The organism is Bacillus sp. FSL P2-0069 (genome assembly GCF_038593315.1).
Taxonomy (GTDB): Bacteria; Bacillota; Bacilli; order Bacillales; family Bacillaceae; genus Bacillus; species Bacillus safensis.
Window position 1 is genome coordinate 3,529,395 of sequence record NZ_CP151984.1, and the last position, 16,886, is coordinate 3,546,280.

At 42.3% G+C, this 16,886-nt stretch carries 14 protein-coding genes; 6 read left to right on the plus strand and 8 right to left on the minus strand.

Going from position 1 to position 16,886, the window contains the following annotated elements:
- Nucleotides 1-9 precede the first annotated feature (9 nt).
- From NSQ34_RS18090 to NSQ34_RS18100, 3 genes are all read left to right on the plus strand, one after another.
- On the plus strand, nt 10-1,218 hold the full coding sequence (locus NSQ34_RS18090) for a glycosyl hydrolase 53 family protein (RefSeq protein ID WP_268413234.1): 1,209 nt from the start codon (nt 10-12) through the stop codon (nt 1,216-1,218).
- A gap of 23 nt (nt 1,219-1,241) precedes the next feature.
- Nucleotides 1,242-3,308 carry a beta-galactosidase gene (locus NSQ34_RS18095; RefSeq protein ID WP_342500986.1) on the plus strand — a complete coding sequence of 689 codons (2,067 nt, stop codon included), beginning with the start codon at nt 1,242-1,244 and terminating at the stop codon, nt 3,306-3,308.
- 283 nt (nt 3,309-3,591) lie between these two features.
- Nucleotides 3,592-4,920 (plus strand): citrate:proton symporter, encoded by a 1,329-nt coding sequence (locus NSQ34_RS18100; protein WP_268456226.1) that lies wholly within the window; start codon nt 3,592-3,594, stop codon nt 4,918-4,920.
- 41 nt (nt 4,921-4,961) lie between these two features.
- On the opposite strand, the gene NSQ34_RS18105 is transcribed toward NSQ34_RS18100, so the two are convergent.
- The 8 genes from NSQ34_RS18105 to NSQ34_RS18140 form a co-directional block, all read right to left on the minus strand.
- Nucleotides 4,962-5,390 (minus strand): DUF4064 domain-containing protein, encoded by a 429-nt coding sequence (locus tag NSQ34_RS18105; RefSeq protein WP_034281406.1) that lies wholly within the window; start codon nt 5,388-5,390, stop codon nt 4,962-4,964.
- A 24-nt stretch (nt 5,391-5,414) separates the two neighbouring features.
- Entirely contained in the window at nt 5,415-6,365 is a 951-nt protein-coding gene (locus NSQ34_RS18110; RefSeq protein ID WP_254001500.1) for an ABC transporter permease, read from the minus strand.
- The gene (locus NSQ34_RS18115) at nt 6,362-7,291 is read right to left on the minus strand and encodes an ABC transporter ATP-binding protein (RefSeq protein ID WP_034281408.1); all 930 of its coding nucleotides are present in this window, start codon (nt 7,289-7,291) and stop codon (nt 6,362-6,364) included. Before NSQ34_RS18115 ends, NSQ34_RS18110 begins: the two co-directional genes overlap by 4 nt.
- A gap of 495 nt (nt 7,292-7,786) precedes the next feature.
- On the minus strand, nt 7,787-8,056 hold the full coding sequence (locus NSQ34_RS18120; RefSeq protein WP_254001501.1) for a hypothetical protein: 270 nt from the start codon (nt 8,054-8,056) through the stop codon (nt 7,787-7,789).
- A gap of 262 nt (nt 8,057-8,318) precedes the next feature.
- Nucleotides 8,319-8,657: a zinc ribbon domain-containing protein YjdM gene (locus tag NSQ34_RS18125; RefSeq protein ID WP_034281410.1), complete on the minus strand. Its 339-nt coding sequence runs from the start codon at nt 8,655-8,657 to the stop codon at nt 8,319-8,321.
- A gap of 93 nt (nt 8,658-8,750) precedes the next feature.
- Nucleotides 8,751-9,890: a glycerate kinase gene (locus tag NSQ34_RS18130; RefSeq protein WP_268456228.1), complete on the minus strand. Its 1,140-nt coding sequence runs from the start codon at nt 9,888-9,890 to the stop codon at nt 8,751-8,753.
- Between the two features lie 29 nt (nt 9,891-9,919).
- Complete coding sequence (locus NSQ34_RS18135; RefSeq protein WP_081125160.1) at nt 9,920-11,191, minus strand: GntP family permease; 1,272 nt, start codon at nt 11,189-11,191, stop codon at nt 9,920-9,922.
- Between the two features lie 118 nt (nt 11,192-11,309).
- The gene (locus NSQ34_RS18140) at nt 11,310-12,422 is read right to left on the minus strand and encodes a sugar diacid recognition domain-containing protein (RefSeq protein WP_268456229.1); all 1,113 of its coding nucleotides are present in this window, start codon (nt 12,420-12,422) and stop codon (nt 11,310-11,312) included.
- A gap of 160 nt (nt 12,423-12,582) precedes the next feature.
- On the opposite strand from NSQ34_RS18140, the gene NSQ34_RS18145 reads away from it, so the two are divergent.
- From NSQ34_RS18145 to NSQ34_RS18155, 3 genes are all read left to right on the plus strand, one after another.
- Nucleotides 12,583-13,233, plus strand: coding sequence for a TetR/AcrR family transcriptional regulator (locus tag NSQ34_RS18145; protein WP_061110305.1), 651 nt, complete (start codon nt 12,583-12,585; stop codon nt 13,231-13,233).
- A 69-nt stretch (nt 13,234-13,302) separates the two neighbouring features.
- Nucleotides 13,303-14,556, plus strand: a complete 1,254-nt coding sequence (locus tag NSQ34_RS18150) for an MFS transporter (RefSeq protein WP_268456230.1) — start codon at nt 13,303-13,305, stop codon at nt 14,554-14,556.
- A complete protein-coding gene (locus NSQ34_RS18155; protein ID WP_268456231.1) occupies nt 14,553-16,880 on the plus strand; it encodes an ABC transporter permease in 2,328 nt (775 codons plus the stop codon). The genes NSQ34_RS18150 and NSQ34_RS18155 overlap by 4 nt, the downstream gene beginning before the upstream one ends.
- The last annotated feature ends 6 nt before the right edge of the window (nt 16,881-16,886 follow it).

Here is a 16,886-nt window from a genome sequence, read left to right on the forward strand (position 1 = left end):
GGAGATTTGATGAAGAAATGGTTGCTTGTCACTGTTGTCGTTTTCTTTCTGATGGGATTAGGTATTCTGCCTGAAGCAAGGGCCGATACGATTTCTGTGAAACCGATCAATGGCCTGCAAGGTAATTTCATCAAAGGAGCCGATATCTCTATGCTTGCAGAAGTAGAGAAAAGCGGCGGCAAATACTACAACCAGAACGGACAGCAGGTTGATCCGCTCAAGCTATTAAAGGATAAAGGCGTCAACTATGTGCGTATCAGACTGTGGAACCATCCATATGACAATCAAGGCCGGGCCTATAACGGCGGCACAAATGATCTCAATACAGCCATCGCTTTATCGAAACGTGCAAAAGCACAAAACATAAAAGTGCTGCTTGATTTTCACTACAGTGATTTCTGGACTGACCCCGGTAAACAATTCAAACCGAAAGCATGGGCATCCCTCTCACAAAGCGATTTAGAAAAAGCGGTCGGCACTTACACAGGCGATGTGCTCAAAGCGATGAGAGCGCAAAATGCCTTGCCGAACATGGTTCAAGTCGGGAATGAGTTGAACTCAGGTATGCTGTGGCCAAACGGAAAAAGCTGGGGTGAAGGCGGTGGTGAATTTGACCGGCTCGCTGCTTTGCTAAAAGCTGGCACAAATGCCGTCCGCTCTGTCGATTCAAACATCAAAATCATGCTTCACCTTGCACATGGCGGAGACAATGGTGCATCCCGCTGGTGGTTTGATGAAATCACAAAACGAGGTGTCTCATTCGATACGATCGGTTTATCTTATTACCCGTATTGGGACGGCGGTTTTAGCGGTCTTACGTCCAATATGAATGATATTAGTGCCCGCTATAACAAAGACGTCATCGTGGTAGAAACTGCTTACGGCTTTACGACAGCAAACGGTGACAACCTAGATAACTCATTTAACCAAGACTCTGTCAATACAGCCGGCTATCCAGCCTCACCTCAAGGCCAGGCATCTTTTATACGAGATCTATCCGAAAAAATTTCACAAGTAAACAACAACCGCGGGAAGGGGTTCTTTTATTGGGAGCCGCTTTGGATTCCAGCGAAAGGTGCTCCGTGGTCTAGTCAATATGGGCTCGCTTATATCCAAACAACCGGGACTGTCGGAAATGCGTGGGAAAATCAAGCGATGTTCGATTTCAACGGAAAAGCACTGCCATCTCTTGATGTATTTAAACAAATGACACCGTAACTAAAAGGATAGGACGTGACAAAATGGGAAAGCGTTACCCACTCGTTCACCCAAATGTGAAAGGCTTTTTGCATGGTGGCGATTACAATCCAGATCAATGGCTCCATATGCCAGAGATCATAGACGAAGATTTTCGATTAATGAAGCTTGCACACTGTCAAACATTCTCCATCAACATTTTCGCATGGAGTAAGCTAGAGCCAAAAGAAGGTCAGTATGACTTTGCATGGCTGGATGACATCATGGACCGCTTAGCAGCGCAGGGGGCACACGCTATTCTCGCAACGCCAAGCGGGGCAAGACCTGCTTGGCTGTCACAAACATATCCAGAAGTATTGCGCGTCGAAGCGAATCGTCAGCGTAACTTACATGGACTGCGCCATAATCATTGCTTTACCTCTCCGGTTTATCGAGAAAAAACGAACGCACTCAACCGGCTGCTGGCGGAACGCTACAAGGATCATCCCGCACTGATCATGTGGCACATTTCAAATGAGTACGGCGGCGAGTGTCATTGCGACCTGTGCCAGGAAGCATTTCGAGACTATTTGAAGGACAAATACAATCATGATCTTGAGGCTTTAAATCAAGCATGGTGGACAGGATTTTGGAGCCATACGTATAGTGATTGGTCACAAATCGAGTCACCTGCACCGCATGGGGAGCACATGATTCACGGCATGAACCTGGATTGGAAGCGCTTTGTCACAGCACAAACGATCAATTTTTATCAAAATGAAATTAAGCCGCTGCGGGAATTGACGCCTCATATCCCAGTAACCACGAACTTTATGGGCGACTATCCGCATATGCGTCCATTCCTTGGGCTGGATTATCATCAATTTGCAAAAGAGGTCGATGTGATCTCATGGGATAGCTATCCTGCTTGGCATAGCGGCAGAGAAACAACGGCCGAATTAGCATCAAACGTTGCCTTTGTACATGATTTGTATCGTTCCTTAAAGGACGGACAGCCGTTTCTCGTCATGGAGAGTACGCCTAGCCTTGTAAACTGGCATGAAGTGAACAAGGTCAAACATAAAGGCATGGCACACCTTTCTGCCATGCAGGCAATTGCCCACGGATCAGACTCCGTACTATATTTCCAATGGCGGCAAGGCCGAGGCGCCTCTGAGAAATTCCACGGTGCCGTTGTCGATCATTCTGGCCATGAACATACGCGTGTGTTTCAAGAGGTAGCTGATCTAGGGAAACAACTGGAGCAGCTGCAGCCAATTGCGGGCACGTCCGTTCAGCCAGAGGTCGCCATCATTTACGATTGGGAAAATCACTGGGCCATTGATGATGCGCAAGGCTTAAATAACACAAACAAACGCTATGTAGAGGCTTGTCAAACTCACTATCGAAGCTTTTGGAAAAAAGGCATCCCTGTTGACATTGTCGGAATGGAAAAAGATTTCTCATCCTATCGTGTGCTCATTGGGCCAATGCTCTACATGATCAAACCAGGCGTTGCAGAAAAAATTGAAGCCTTTGTCAAAGAGGGCGGCATTTTTATCGCGACTTACTGGAGCGGCATAGTCGACGAAAATGATCTCTGTTTCCTCGGCGGTTTTCCTGGTCCTCTCCGCCATGTACTTGGCATTTGGGCAGAGGAAATCAACACATTGATGCCTGATGAACATGTGTTAATGACCACAGGGAATGGACGCACCTATCATGTCGGACAATACTGCGAATCCATACACCCTGAGACGGCCTCTGTGCTAGGGCATTTTGAGAATGGCTGCTACGAAGGACAGCCGGCCCTGACTGTCCGTTCATTAGAAAGAGGGAAAGCATACTATATGGCCTCAGAAAATGATCAGGCTTTTTATGATGAATTTTACGAAGACCTTATCGCAGGTATTGACATACAGCCCGTCCTATCCACTGCAATTCCAGAAGGAGTCAGTGTACAAAAACGAACAGACGGTACGCAGGACTATGTGTTTTTGATGAATTTCACAGAAGAGCAGCAGAACATATCACTAGATTCAGAGGCAAGTTATGAGAATATGCTGACTGGACAGCAAGTGTCTGAGCAGCTTCAACTTGATCCTTACGAGTATGTCATCTTGAAAAAATAGTTGAAAGAAGCGTCCATTTATTGGGCGCTTTTTGATTTAATAAGTCTAAATACCCATATTAATCATTGTGAACTTTAATCGTTATTTTTATCTAAATTTTTTTACAATATTTGATGCCGCGACACGACTGGTCCCTCCATCCTTTTTTACCATTGTATAGGTATGAAAGCGGTTGCTTCATACTCATAAATTTGATACCCTTTTTTTTCAATGCAGCTGTGGGAATGCATTGGATGAAAAGTATAGACAAATGTAAACGGTTTATTTGTAGGGGGAGGGGCTTATGTTAACGTTTGTTGGATTGATGATTATTTTAACGATTGTTGTGCTGCTGATTTGGGGGAAAGCAAGTCCAATTGTCGCCATGGTCATGGTGCCTTTAATAGGGGCGCTCATTGCGGGATTTGGGATCAATGACATTCAAACCTTCTTTGAGGAAGGGATTATCAAAGTATTGCCGGTGGCGACCATGTTTATCTTCGCCATTTTATTTTTTGGTATTTTGCAAGATACAGGGTTCTTTGAACCTGTAATTAAAGCTTTAATCAAGCTGACAAAAGGAAATGTTGTTACAGTTGCAATGGGAACTGCTTTGATTGGAGTTATCGCACACTTAGACGGAGCAGGGGCTACGACCTTTTTATTAACTGTACCTGCACTGCTTCCGCTTTATAAAAAATTACATATGAGTCCTTATTTACTGCTGTTATTAATCGGGACGAGTGCTGGATTAACCAATATGATTCCATGGGCTGGACCGACTGGACGGGCAGCAAGTGTCCTGAATATGGACCCCTCTGAACTCTGGGTGCCGCTCATTCCAATTCAGCTCATTGGCGTTGTGCTCGTGTTAGGGATGGCATTCATTTTAGGAAAAAGGGAAGAAAAGCGAATTCGGGTGAAAATTGCTGCAAATGAAATAGCTGCGGTTCAACTAGAAGGTGCAGATTGGGATCGTGCCATTCAGTCTATTAGTGAAACGGGAGACGCCTCTTTAAAGCGTTATCATCTCATTTGGGTGAACCTTGTTCTGTTTTTGTGTGTTGTGGTACTTCTCGTATTGAACGTGATGCCTGCTAGTTTTATGTTTATGATTGGCCTGTCACTTGCACTGTTGATTAACTTTCCGAATGTGAATCTACAAATGGAAAGGATCAAGGCCCACGCACCTAGTGCGCTGATGATGGCGGCTGTCATTTTCTCCGCAGGGTCATTTTTAGGAATTCTTGAAGGCACAGGGATGCTGAAAGCCATTGCTGTTGACAGTATTCACATTTTACCAGCCTTCTTGCTGCCGTTTTTACATATTATTGTCGGTATGCTTGGAGTACCGCTTGATATGCTGACAAGTACAGACGCCTATTATTACGCCCTTCTGCCAATTGTTGAATCCATTACATCTGAAGTTGGCGTACCAGGCACTTCTGCGGCATATGCCATGATGATTGGGAACATCATCGGAACCTTTGTCAGCCCGCTTGCTCCCGCTGTTTGGCTCGCGGTAGGTCTTGCAGGGGTTGATATGGGGAAACACATCCGCTACTCCTTCTTTTGGATGTGGGGATTCAGTATTATCCTTCTGTTTGTGGCGATGCTGATTGGCATCATTTAAAAAGAAAGACATGCGCGGATATGCGCATGTCTTTTCTTTCATTATGAAGGATATTCACTTGTGTGAATGTCTGAATTCGGCTTTCTAATAAGAGACATTAATCCAATGATAAACAATAGAACCATTGGAGCGAATGCAAGGCCAACTGTTCCAATTAAAAGAGTCACAGCAGAAACCAAGAAAAGAATACCTGAAAGCACGGCACGACGGTCAGTTTTCAAGAAAATCACACCTACAATCGACAGCACAGCCGCAATTGCGGAAACAACCATAAACTGAGTACCAAATGCATTGACAGAAGCTTGAAGTGTTTCAATCGGCAATGTTTCCCCTTCCTCTTTTAACACTTCATTGATTTCATCATAAAATGATGGACCCACAGAAAGGATTAATGCCCCAAACCCGACACCAATGGCATTGAGGACAATACTAATAATCCCCATAATTTTTTCACCTTTACGTTTAATCATGTGTAAACCTCCTAAAAAGTTAAATTAACCTGTTTTCACTTCTCGCTTTTGAAAGACGATTAAGGCAATGGCTAAGAAAATAGCCCAATAGATGACTAGGACGATTAGTGAGAATCCTAGGGACATACCTTCGATAACAGTAACCTGTTCCATAAAGTATTGGGATGGATCGTTTGCAAATAACAGATATTTTGACCAATCAAAGAAGAGCATTAAAATACCTGTGACTGATCCACCCACAATATACGCTAACACACTAATGGCAATGGAGATAGCCTCACTTCTAAACACTGTAGAAATGGCGAACGAAAGGGTTCCCAAAACGACAAACATTGCACAATGAGCGAGATAATAATAGACCATATTGGCAAACTGTGAACGTTCAATCACTTCACCATTTTGATACACCAAATTCACATAATCAGTGTTAAGTCCAAAGAAAATAGCACCCAATATGAATGACAAGATAAATAGCACCACAACAAGTAAAAGAGCATACAGCTGCACCGTAATATATTTAGATATTAGGATCTTTAGCCTTGATGGTGGACGAATCAATAATAATTTAATTGTACCATGCTTGTATTCAGCCGATACAATGGTGGAAGCAATAATGATCACAAACACACCGACTAGCTGAAGTAAATTGGCGTTTGTTTTCACATAGTCCCATACACTGTCGCTAAACTGATCAGCCGGCGGCAAGTTATGCTTGATTCGATAATCATTAATAGTGATCTCTTTTTCAAGCTCTCTTTTAAAGAAACCATTCTCTGTCTCTTTGAGCTCCTTCTTGTTTTCCTTATTCATCATTTCTAGCTGGGTTTTCCAATCACCTGAAGCTTGATCTTTGTCATTTGTTTTCACTACAAAGATCAGCGTGGCAACCATACCTAATACAAGAAGCCCAACCATAATCCAAGTTCCAACACGATAACTGATTTTCATCCACTCGTTTTGAATGAGGCGAATCATACGTCTGCCTCCTTTTTACCTGTTAAGCTTAAGAACTTATCTTCTAAGGTTTGTTTTTCAATTTTGATCTCGTACAAATGAATAGACGCGCTGCTCAAATGACGGATTAATTCTGGCATTTTTTGTTCTGGCATAGAGAAAAATAAGTACTGCTCCTCTTCTCTTACAGTGACGCCTTCCTCAAATGCACCAATGAGCTTCTGTGCTTCTTCAAGCTCCCCTGCTGCCACCTTCATTCGATAATTAACCAAATCATCCTGCTTCGTCTCAGCACGCTGATCCTCAATCGCAATCAGCTTTCCTGTTTGGATAATTGCAAAGCGATCACACATCAATTCCATCTCTGACATGAGGTGACTTGAAACAATTACAGCAAGCCCTTCTTCCTTCGCAAGCCTTCTCAAGTAATCTCGTATCATTCGAATTCCCTCAGGATCAAGTCCATTGGTCGGCTCATCTAAGATTAGCAGTTTCGGTCTATGTATGAGTGCCTGCGCAATGCCCAATCGCTGTTTCATCCCTAATGAAAATGTACGCACACGTTTATGTTTCACATGCTGTAAGCTGACTAGCTCTAACAGCTCATCAATTCGCGCTTCATCCACTTTCCCATTCATCCTGGCAAAGTGAACAAGATTTTGTCTTGCCGTTAAATGATTATACATTTCTGGATTTTCAATAATCGCACCGACATGTTGGATGGCATGCTGATAGGAGGTTTGAATACTATGACCATTAATCAGAATGTCACCAGATGTAATGGGAGAAAGACCGACCATCATACGAATGGTTGTTGTTTTCCCTGCACCATTTGGTCCTAAGAAGCCAAAGACTTCGCCCGCTTGGACAGAAAAGCTCAAGTCTTGAACAATCTTTTTCCCGTGAATATGCCTAGATACATTATGCAGTTCTAAAACGTTCGTCACGTTACCTCTCCTTCTGTGTCTAAGTATCATCTATCATTCTATTTCCTGATAAACTCCATGATCCGTCAAAAATAGAAGAACACTTCCATATGGTACAGCAATGCCCAAAAGTTGTGAAGGGGATTAGCCGAAATTTAGCGAATCATCTGCCTTTTTTAAGGTAGAGTTAAGGTAATGATTTAAAAAACTCTAATTCTATATTACTTAAAGACTGTGGGATTCAAAATGCGCTCCCGCCTTACTCTCGTAACATAAATATATAATAGAGGCATGCAATAAGATGTAAAGATAAGTCCCCCTGTTTTTTCAATACTCACTGTTGCAGGAGGTATTATTTTATCGTATGTAATTTCAGCTATCGTCTGCTCTGAGCTTTCTAATCTTACACGATTATTTGCAAAACCCTTCTTTAGATAATATGTAGTATCATCTATTACTAATTTCATCATTGGATTTATTTTGATTTTAGTTCTATCTTCTAATATTAACTTTCCTTTATCTTTTATCTTTACATTCTATCACCCAGTTTGAACGAAACATGGATTGGAGGGATTTATTTTCAATAGCTGTTACAACCATATTAGAATTCGAATCCATTACCTCAACATTCACATAAAACTCATCAAATATGTAATCAATCAACTTTTCCACTTTATTTGTATAAAATCTTTTTATAAATCCAATGTTAACACCATCTTTATTAATAATTGGTATACATTTGGTCGTTTTTTTGATTACAGGCTTCTTAAAATATCCAAACTCCATTTTTATCTCCCATTTATTTTTTGGACTCAATTAATTTATGAAATGATAAGCTTAAATTATTCCAATAATGTATACGGATATTCCTTTGAATAGTTCCTCATCATTTTAAAAACTGTATAAAAATATAAAACACCTAATTTATTAAGGGATATGTTTCCTTTAACAATTTAGGTGTTTTTTGTACAACTATAACATTCTTATACTTATTTCTTGCTCAGATTTAGCCTTCATCGGCAAGTTCTAATAGTATAGCTTTTTTTGTTTATATCTTCTTCACAAACTCTGATTTTAATTTCATTGCGCCGAAGCTAGGAATTTTACAATCAATGTTATGATCGCCTTCAACTAAACGAATGCCTTTGACCTTCGTTCCTATTTTCAAAACGGATGATGAACCTTTTACTTTTAGGTCTTTAATGACAGAGACCGTGTCCCCATCACTTAACAGGTTCCCATTCGCATCTTTGACAACAAGCTGTTCCTCTGCCGCTTGTTCTTGTTCAAGTGACCATTCATGCGCACATTCAGGACAAATCAGCAAACTGCCGTCCTCGTATGTATAAGGTGAGCTGCACGAAGGACAATTCGGTAGATTAGACATTTTTGTTTCCTCCAACTTTCTACATCATTTATATCGATTTTACCACATTTCTTATAGAAGGAATGTGATAGAAAAGGAAACATTTTTCATCGTTTACTTCTTTATTCCAATTTTTAACGCTGCCGCGATATTCCGAGCCGTTCTCTCTACATGAAGATTCGCATCTTGTATCGCCTCAGAAAGAGAGGTAATACCTGGAACGATACTAAACAGTGCATCAATTCCATGATCGTGTACGACTGCACTGTCTTTTGCAAGAGAGCCTGCGATGCCAATCACAGGCAGATGATACTGCTTCGCTGCTTTGGCTACGCCGATTGGTGTTTTTCCAAAAATGGTCTGCCGGTCAATTCGGCCTTCTCCCGTAATGACAAGGTCTGCCTCCTTGATGACGTCATCAAAATGAACAGCCTTCAGCACAATATCGATTCCTCTTTGCAAATCGGCTTGTAAAAAGCCTAATAAACTCGCACCAAGCCCTCCTGCCGCTCCTGCCCCTGCTGCATCTCCAAAAGAGATATTGAACTGCTTTTCAGCTACTTGTGCAAATTGAGCCAGATTCTTGTCTAACACTTGAACCATTTCTTCATCTGCTCCCTTTTGAGGACCGAAAACAGCAGACGCTCCTCTCTCACCCGTTAAAGGATTATCCACATCACAAGCCGCCTCCAGACGGACGGATTGCAGTCTTGGATCGAGTCCAGATAAATCAATTGAAGCTAATTGATGAAGTGCCCCGCCGCCTGACGTCAGGGAATGTCCTGTGTTATCAAGGAAAGCTGCACCTAATCCTTGCATCATCCCAACACCGCCATCATTTGTTGCACTTCCTCCAAGCCCAATGATCACATGCTTCGCTCCTATATCGAGCGCTGCAAGTATTAATTCACCCGTTCCTCTCGATGTCGTCCATAACGGATTACGTTTTTCTCGGGGTACAAGATGTAAACCAGAGGCTGCAGCCATCTCTATGACAGCAGTCTGACCGTCTCCTAACATGCCAAAAAAAGCATTCACTGGCTCACCAAGCGGGCCCGTGACCACTTGATGAACAATGTGTCCGCCCGTCGCATCAACCAACGATTGAACGGTCCCCTCTCCTCCATCTGCCATTGGCAGTTTGATATACTCTGCGTTTGGCAAAACAGAACGAAATCCTCGTTCAATGGCACATGCTGTCTCATAAGCAGATAAACTTTCTTTAAATGAATCTGGTGCGATCACAATTTTCATCCTAAAGCCCCTCTTTTCTTGTCATGTCCTCAGCCAAACAGCTGGAAAACGCCAAAAATAATGGTTGATACAACAGTTAACGTCAAACCGATTAACGATTCAAAAGGCATGAGCTTCAAACGCTCTTTGATATCCATTTGAACACTTCCTGCTGTTGCATGGAAAAAGCTCCCGTGCGGCATATGGTCAAGCACTGTTGCGCCAGCATGAATCATGGCTGCCCCTGAAAGAGCAGATACACCAAGCCCAATCAGCGTTCCGCTAAACACACCACTCGCGACCGCTGTTCCTGCTGTTGTCGAAGCGGTCGCGGCTGACATAAATATCCCTGAAGTTGGAGCAAGTAAATATGGAGGTAAACCCGATGCATCCAGTGCTTGAATAAACACATCTTTTAAGGAAGAATTCGATACGATTCCTGCTAGTGTACCTGTCCCTAATAACATGATCGCGACACCTGACATTTTATGGAGCCCCGACATCGCATAATCATTGAGAAATTTCCCTTTTTTCATGAAAAGAGCACCTACAATCCCTCCAATCGGTAAGGCGATCATTGGGTCTATATTGATTTGAAAAAGCGGTCTTAAAGCCAACAATAAAATGGTAACCAGCGGACCAGCCAGTGCTTGAAAAAAGGCAGGTATTTGAACTTTATTTTGCCCAGTTTCCTCTTCAAGAACGGGTGTCCCTTTGTTTGCAAGCTTTTTAGCTAATACATATGTAACCGCCAACCCGAACACAGCCGGAATGATTCCTGCAGCCATCATTGAAGTCAGAGGTACACCAAAAGCGTCTGAAGCGGCAATAGCATTCGGATTCGGGGACATGATATTTCCTGCCTTCCCTCCTCCAATCATAGCAAGGAGAATTCCCGTTTTTGAGAGCTTTGCGCGTTTGGCAATAGCAAGTGCGATTGGCGCTACCGTAATAACCGCAACATCTACAAAAACGCCTACTGTTGTTAAAATCATCGTTGCAAGAGCGAGTGCTAATAGTGCCCTCGCCTCACCAAGCCTTCTCACGATGGCCTCAGCGATAGATAACGCTGCACCTGATTCAATGAGAACACCAGCCAGTACACCTGCGGCCATAATTCTAAGGACAGCCGGAATCATGTCCTTAGCACCTTCCATCATAACGTTGACGGTCTGAACAATGTCTACACCGCCAACCAATCCGCCTATAAATGCACCTGCCAGCATGCCATAAGCAGGTGATACTTTTTTTAGAATGAGAACAATCGCGATCACAAGCGCCGCCATGGCTCCCAGAGTACTTACCGTCACATCTCCACCCATTCTCAATCCCCCTAAAAATATCTTTCTCCAATTGTAAGCGTTTACCCAAAGGGATTGTGTTGTGAATCTGGATGAACTTTTTTAACTGACCACTCTACCGAATTGTGCATTTGCACAATCAAGAAAATTGAGTCATTAGCTGCGCCATATAAAGCTCGATTAACTGTTTTACATGACGAGGGTCTTTTCCGGTCAATCCTTGAATTTTGTCTAAACGATAACGCAATGTATTTCGATGAATAAATAAACGATCAACAATTCTTTGCAAATCACCGCCCTCTTCAATGTAAACCCTTAATGTATGGGCGAGCTCTGCTTCTTGTGTCAAAGGCTTGTAAAAGTCAGTCCATCGACTGTTCTTTTCAGCAATTCCCGCCATCATGAATAAGCTTTCCAGCTGATAAGACTCAAAGAAATACATACTTTCCTCCGGATCAAGAGCCCTTCCTAACCTCAGGGCATCTCTCGCATGCTGAAAAGAAATGGGCAGCTGGCTGATGTCGTCAGCGACAGTCCCTATCCCCACTAACACTTGGCCTCCAACTGCTCTTTGCATTGTTCTTTGCAGATGACCTGCCACCTGCTTTACTCGATGGTCAGGTATGGGCTGACTTAAAAGAATCAATTCATGACAAAAGGTCATGCCAAGTAAATCATCTGCCTTCTTATCATATTGAATCGCATGCATCAATTTATGAACAGCATCCTCTGAGGAGGGAACTGGCTGAAAAACAATAGCCATTCGGCGCTTGTCTAAATCCATCCCCAGCCAAGCAGCTCGATTTTTCAGCTGATGATCCCCAGCATCAGAATATGAAATCAACTGATTGACAATTTCACTTTCTATTCGATGACGCCATTGAACCCGCTCAAGCAGAAAAGATTGCTCTAACACCAGTTCAGCTGCCATCTTCACCAGCTCGGCATGATGCCGAATGTCCTCTGGCTCACCAGTAATCCCAATCACACCAACTACTTGTTCATGGAAGCAAATAGGCAAGTTAATCCCGGGTCTCACTCCTTCTAAGCGCAAAGAGGTCTCCTGGTCAATTTCCACACTATTCCCGCTTGTCAGCACAAGTCGTGCACCATCATGTTTCTGGCCAATCCTGTTTCGTTCACCAGAACCAATAATGACACCATCTGCATTCATCACATTGATGTTTTTATGTAAAATATGCATCGTACGTTCAACCATTTCTTGAGCCAATTCACTGGTCAAAAATTGCATTTTCCATCTCCCCTGAAGGTTTTTTCATTCAATGTATCATAGTGTCTTTGAACAATAAATGCAAAGTGTTTAAAAACCAGCCATTGACAAAGACACCCTGAAAAGTGTTTAATCAATTCAAGGACCGACCGACAGTCTAGTTAAAAGAAAGGATGGCTTTATGAGAACCGTTAAACATCCTGAGGAACGTAAAAATGACATATTAAACGCAGCAGAAGCGCTTTTTTCAACCAAAGGCTATCAGAAAACAACAATTATTGACATATTAAAAGCCGTTGGCATTGCAAAAGGCACCTTTTACTACTACTTTGCATCCAAAGAAGAAGTAATGGATGCCATTATTGACAGGATCATCAAAGAAGATATCATCGTGGCAAAGCGGATTGCAGCTGACCCAGACCTTCCAGTCGTTGACAAACTATTTCGTATCATCATGGCGCAATCACCTCAGCAAGGAAGCCATAAACAGGGCATGATCGATCAGTTCCATCAGCCTTCTAATGCAGAAATGCATCAAAAAAGCTTAATCAAAGCCATTAAAGAACTATCACCAGTGTTGGCAGATGTTATTCAGCAAGGTGTAGAGGAAGGGACATTCAAAACGAAGTATCCGCAAGAGACGGTTGAATTCCTTCTTGCTTCTGCGCAGGTCATATTTGATGAAGGCCTTTTTCAATGGACAGCCGAAGAAAGTCTACAACGCGCTTTAGCTTTTATCGAAATACTCGAATCCTCATTGCATGCAAAAAAGGGAAGTTTTTCCTTCCTGCTCAAGCGATTATCTGGAGAGCTGGATGAAAATAATCAGTGATTGGTCACTTCAATACCAATCCTGCATACATTATAGACTGACGGTCGGTCTAAAAGGAGTGTGATATTCATGTCTTTGTTATCCAAAAGAGGGTCATCCCACTTTATCTACCTCGTTCTCGGACAGATTATTTCCGTTTTCGGATCTTCTCTCATTCGGTTTGTTCTATCTTTACACGTACTGGATATGACGCACCGAGTTGATTTATATGCCTTACTTTTCGCTTTATCCAATATCCCGCTCCTTCTCTCCCCGTTAGCTGGTGCAATCGCTGACCGGTTTAACAGAAGGAACTTAATGATTTTATTTGATGTCCTCACCGGCATGATGATTCTTGCCTTTTATTTTTGGTTATTTTCGGGAAATGATTCACTCTATATGATCGGAGCTGTCATGATACTGCTTGGCGTGATGAGTACGTTCTATGCTCCCGCTGTCATGTCCAGCATTCCACAGCTAGTGAAACAAGAGCAATTAGAACAAGCAAACGGCATTGTCAATGGCGTTCAGGCACTTTCAGGTGTTCTCGCACCTATTATCGGAGGAGTTCTATACGGAATGATTGGAAGCCAATCCATCATCGGTGCAAGTGCCATCGTATTTTTTCTATCAGCCTGCATGCTTTTAAGGTTAAACATTTCCTTCTCCCCTAGTCCGCTGACAGAGTCTATGGGCAAAGTGCTCATAAAAGATATGAAACAAGGATTTCCTTATATTGGCAGACGGCCATTTTTAAAAAGGGCCATGCTGCTTGCCGCAATGTTAAATTTCATCCTTACACCATTTTTTATTGTTGGGGGACCAATCATTTTAAGGGTCACAATGAAGAGCAGTGACATCATGTATGGAATAGGCATGGGCTTGATTGAGTTCGCTGTCATCGCAGGGGCTCTGCTAGTTGGACTTGTAGCGAAGCGATGGCGCATTCCTACTTTATATCGCTGGCTTCTTGTCATCGCAGTCATCTTGCTGCCTGTGGCGTTCTCAACATCCAAAACAGCTCTTCAATTTGGCACTTATCCAGCTTATTTTCTCTTTTTAGCAGGATGCCTTCCAATTGCTATGCTGCTGACTATGATCTCAATCGTTGTGATTTCACATGTTCAAAAGAAAACACCAAATCATCAGTTGGGAAAAGTGATGGCCAATCTGACAATGGTTTCTCAATGTGCTGCTCCGCTTGGCCAAATGATGTATGGATTCTTGTTCAATACGTTTTCAGCCACCATGTATGTGACGGTGCTCATCGTCAGTACTTTCATGTTTGCACTAGCCTGCTTAACAAAAAATATGCTTCAGCATGAAGGAGAATCAGCCTCATGAGATTAGCGTTTATAAAGAAAGACTTAACCCGTCACCGTCTTATTTCAATCGGCTTAACCATTTGCATCATGATGACTTCATTTCTCGCAACAAGTGCAGCTCAAATGATCGTACAGCTGAATGGTTCCATTTCTAACATGCTCCATTCTGCCAAAGCGCCAGACTTTGTCCAAATGCATGACGGCGGCATAAATGAAAAAGACATTGAAGCATTTTCAAGCAAGCAGTCCATGGTAAAAGCCCATCAAATCGTCCCAATGATACCAATTGAACATGCAAACATCAGGTTCGGACATGAGCCTGCCAAAGCAGGTGTGATGGATCATTTATTTGTGAAGCAAAATCGCAACTTTGATTTTCTTTTAAATGAACAAAACGAAAAGCTCACTGTCAATAAAGGAGAAGTGGCTGTCCCAATTTATTTTCAACAAAAGTATCAGCTCAACATAGGTGAAACGTTACTGATTGAGAAAGGAGCTAATCAATTCACCTTTCGCATCAAAGCGTTCTTGCGAGATGCACAAATGAACCCCAGTCTTGTCAGTTCAAAAAGATTTCTTCTTCATAACGAGGATTGGGATGCAATAAATCAAGTGTTTCATCACAAAGAGTACTTAATCGAATTTTTACTACATGATGTCGCTCAGACAGATACCTTTCAAGCCATCTATCAATCATCACAACTGCCACAACAAGGTCCATCTGTCACACTACCTTTACTGCGTATGCTGAATGCATTGACAGATGGAATGGTCATTGCCATTCTCCTGCTTGTTTGCCTGCTGCTCATCAGTATAGCCCTTCTCTCACTCCATCTTGCTATGACGGCTTCAATAGAAGAGGATGAACGTGAAATTGGCATACTGAAGGTGCTTGGGATCCCTTTAACAAAAATCAAGCAATTATACGTTGGAAAGTATGCCGTGCTTGCTTGTGCAGGGTGTATAGCAGGATATGTGTTAACGCTTATATTTGGTGATATGTTTACAACCAATATCCACCGTTACATGGGGAATCAGCCTTCTTTTGCTCATTGGTTAATCCCGCTTTTTGTTTCTATTGCGACGGCAATGATCGTCATCTCTTGCAGCTATGCTGTCCTAAGAAAGTTTGGTCAAATATCAGCTGCTCAAGCACTTCAAGGCGTTATCAATTCACCGAATCATAAGAAAAAAATACCTATGCACCTCAAGAAAAGCAGGTTCATACCAATCAATATTTGGCTGGGTTTAAAAGATCTGATATCACGAAAGAAGCTGTACACAACGATTTCTTGTATTATTGCACTCTGTCCATTTTTAATGCTCATGCCTATTCAGCTATGGCATACCTTACAATCACCGGATTTCATCACATACCTTGGCTCTGGTAAAAGTGACCTTCGAATGGATATACGCCAAGGGAATCATCTAGCGAAAAATACAAACGAAATAGAATCAATGATTCGTGAAGATCAGAGCATACAAACAGCAGCCATCTATAAAACTACTTCTCTTCAGGTGAAATCAAAGGAGAACACATTAGAAACGCTCTACTTAGAAACAGGTGAGCTCTCAGCATTTCCCCTCAACTATTTACAAGGACGACAGCCTTTAAAGAATGAAGAAATTGCCTTATCCGTATTAAATGCAGATTCACTTCAGAAAAAGATAGGAGAAAGAATCACTCTCGTAACTAATGGGCATGAAATCCAAAGAACGGTAACAGGTATTTATCAGGACGTGACCAATGGAGGCAAAACAGCAAAAGCAATATCACAGCCATTTCCTCAAACAGCTCTTTGGCAAACCGTTCAAATCCAACTAAAACCAGGAGTAAATATCGCAGAGAAAAAGAAAGTATTTGAAAAGAAGGTATCTCCTGCAAAAGTGACAGATATGAAAGAATACGTTCATCAAACGATCGGCAGCACAGCAGCTATTGTAAAAGTTATTGCATTTTTTTCTGCATTAGCTGCCTTTGGAACCGCCAGCTTAATGCTATTCATGTTTCTGCACATGTTAAAGGCGAAAGATTCAAGCCGAAACCACATGCTAAGAACAATTGGATTTTCTATAACAGATATAACAGTACAATATATAACGAGTTTTATCGCTGTTCTCTCTTTTGGCGCCTTTATTGGAACAATCGCGGTCAATACCATTGGTCCTGCTTTGATGAGTATAGGAGGAGCAACATTAGGGGCGTCGAGCCTCCAGTGGCTGTCACCACAATGGGTGTCAGTTGTGTACCCCGTTACACTATTTATTGTCAATTTAGCTTTGACCACCTGGTTATTGAAGACGTTTTTTTCTAGTCAAACGACAAGGCAAACACTTTTATAAGGAGAT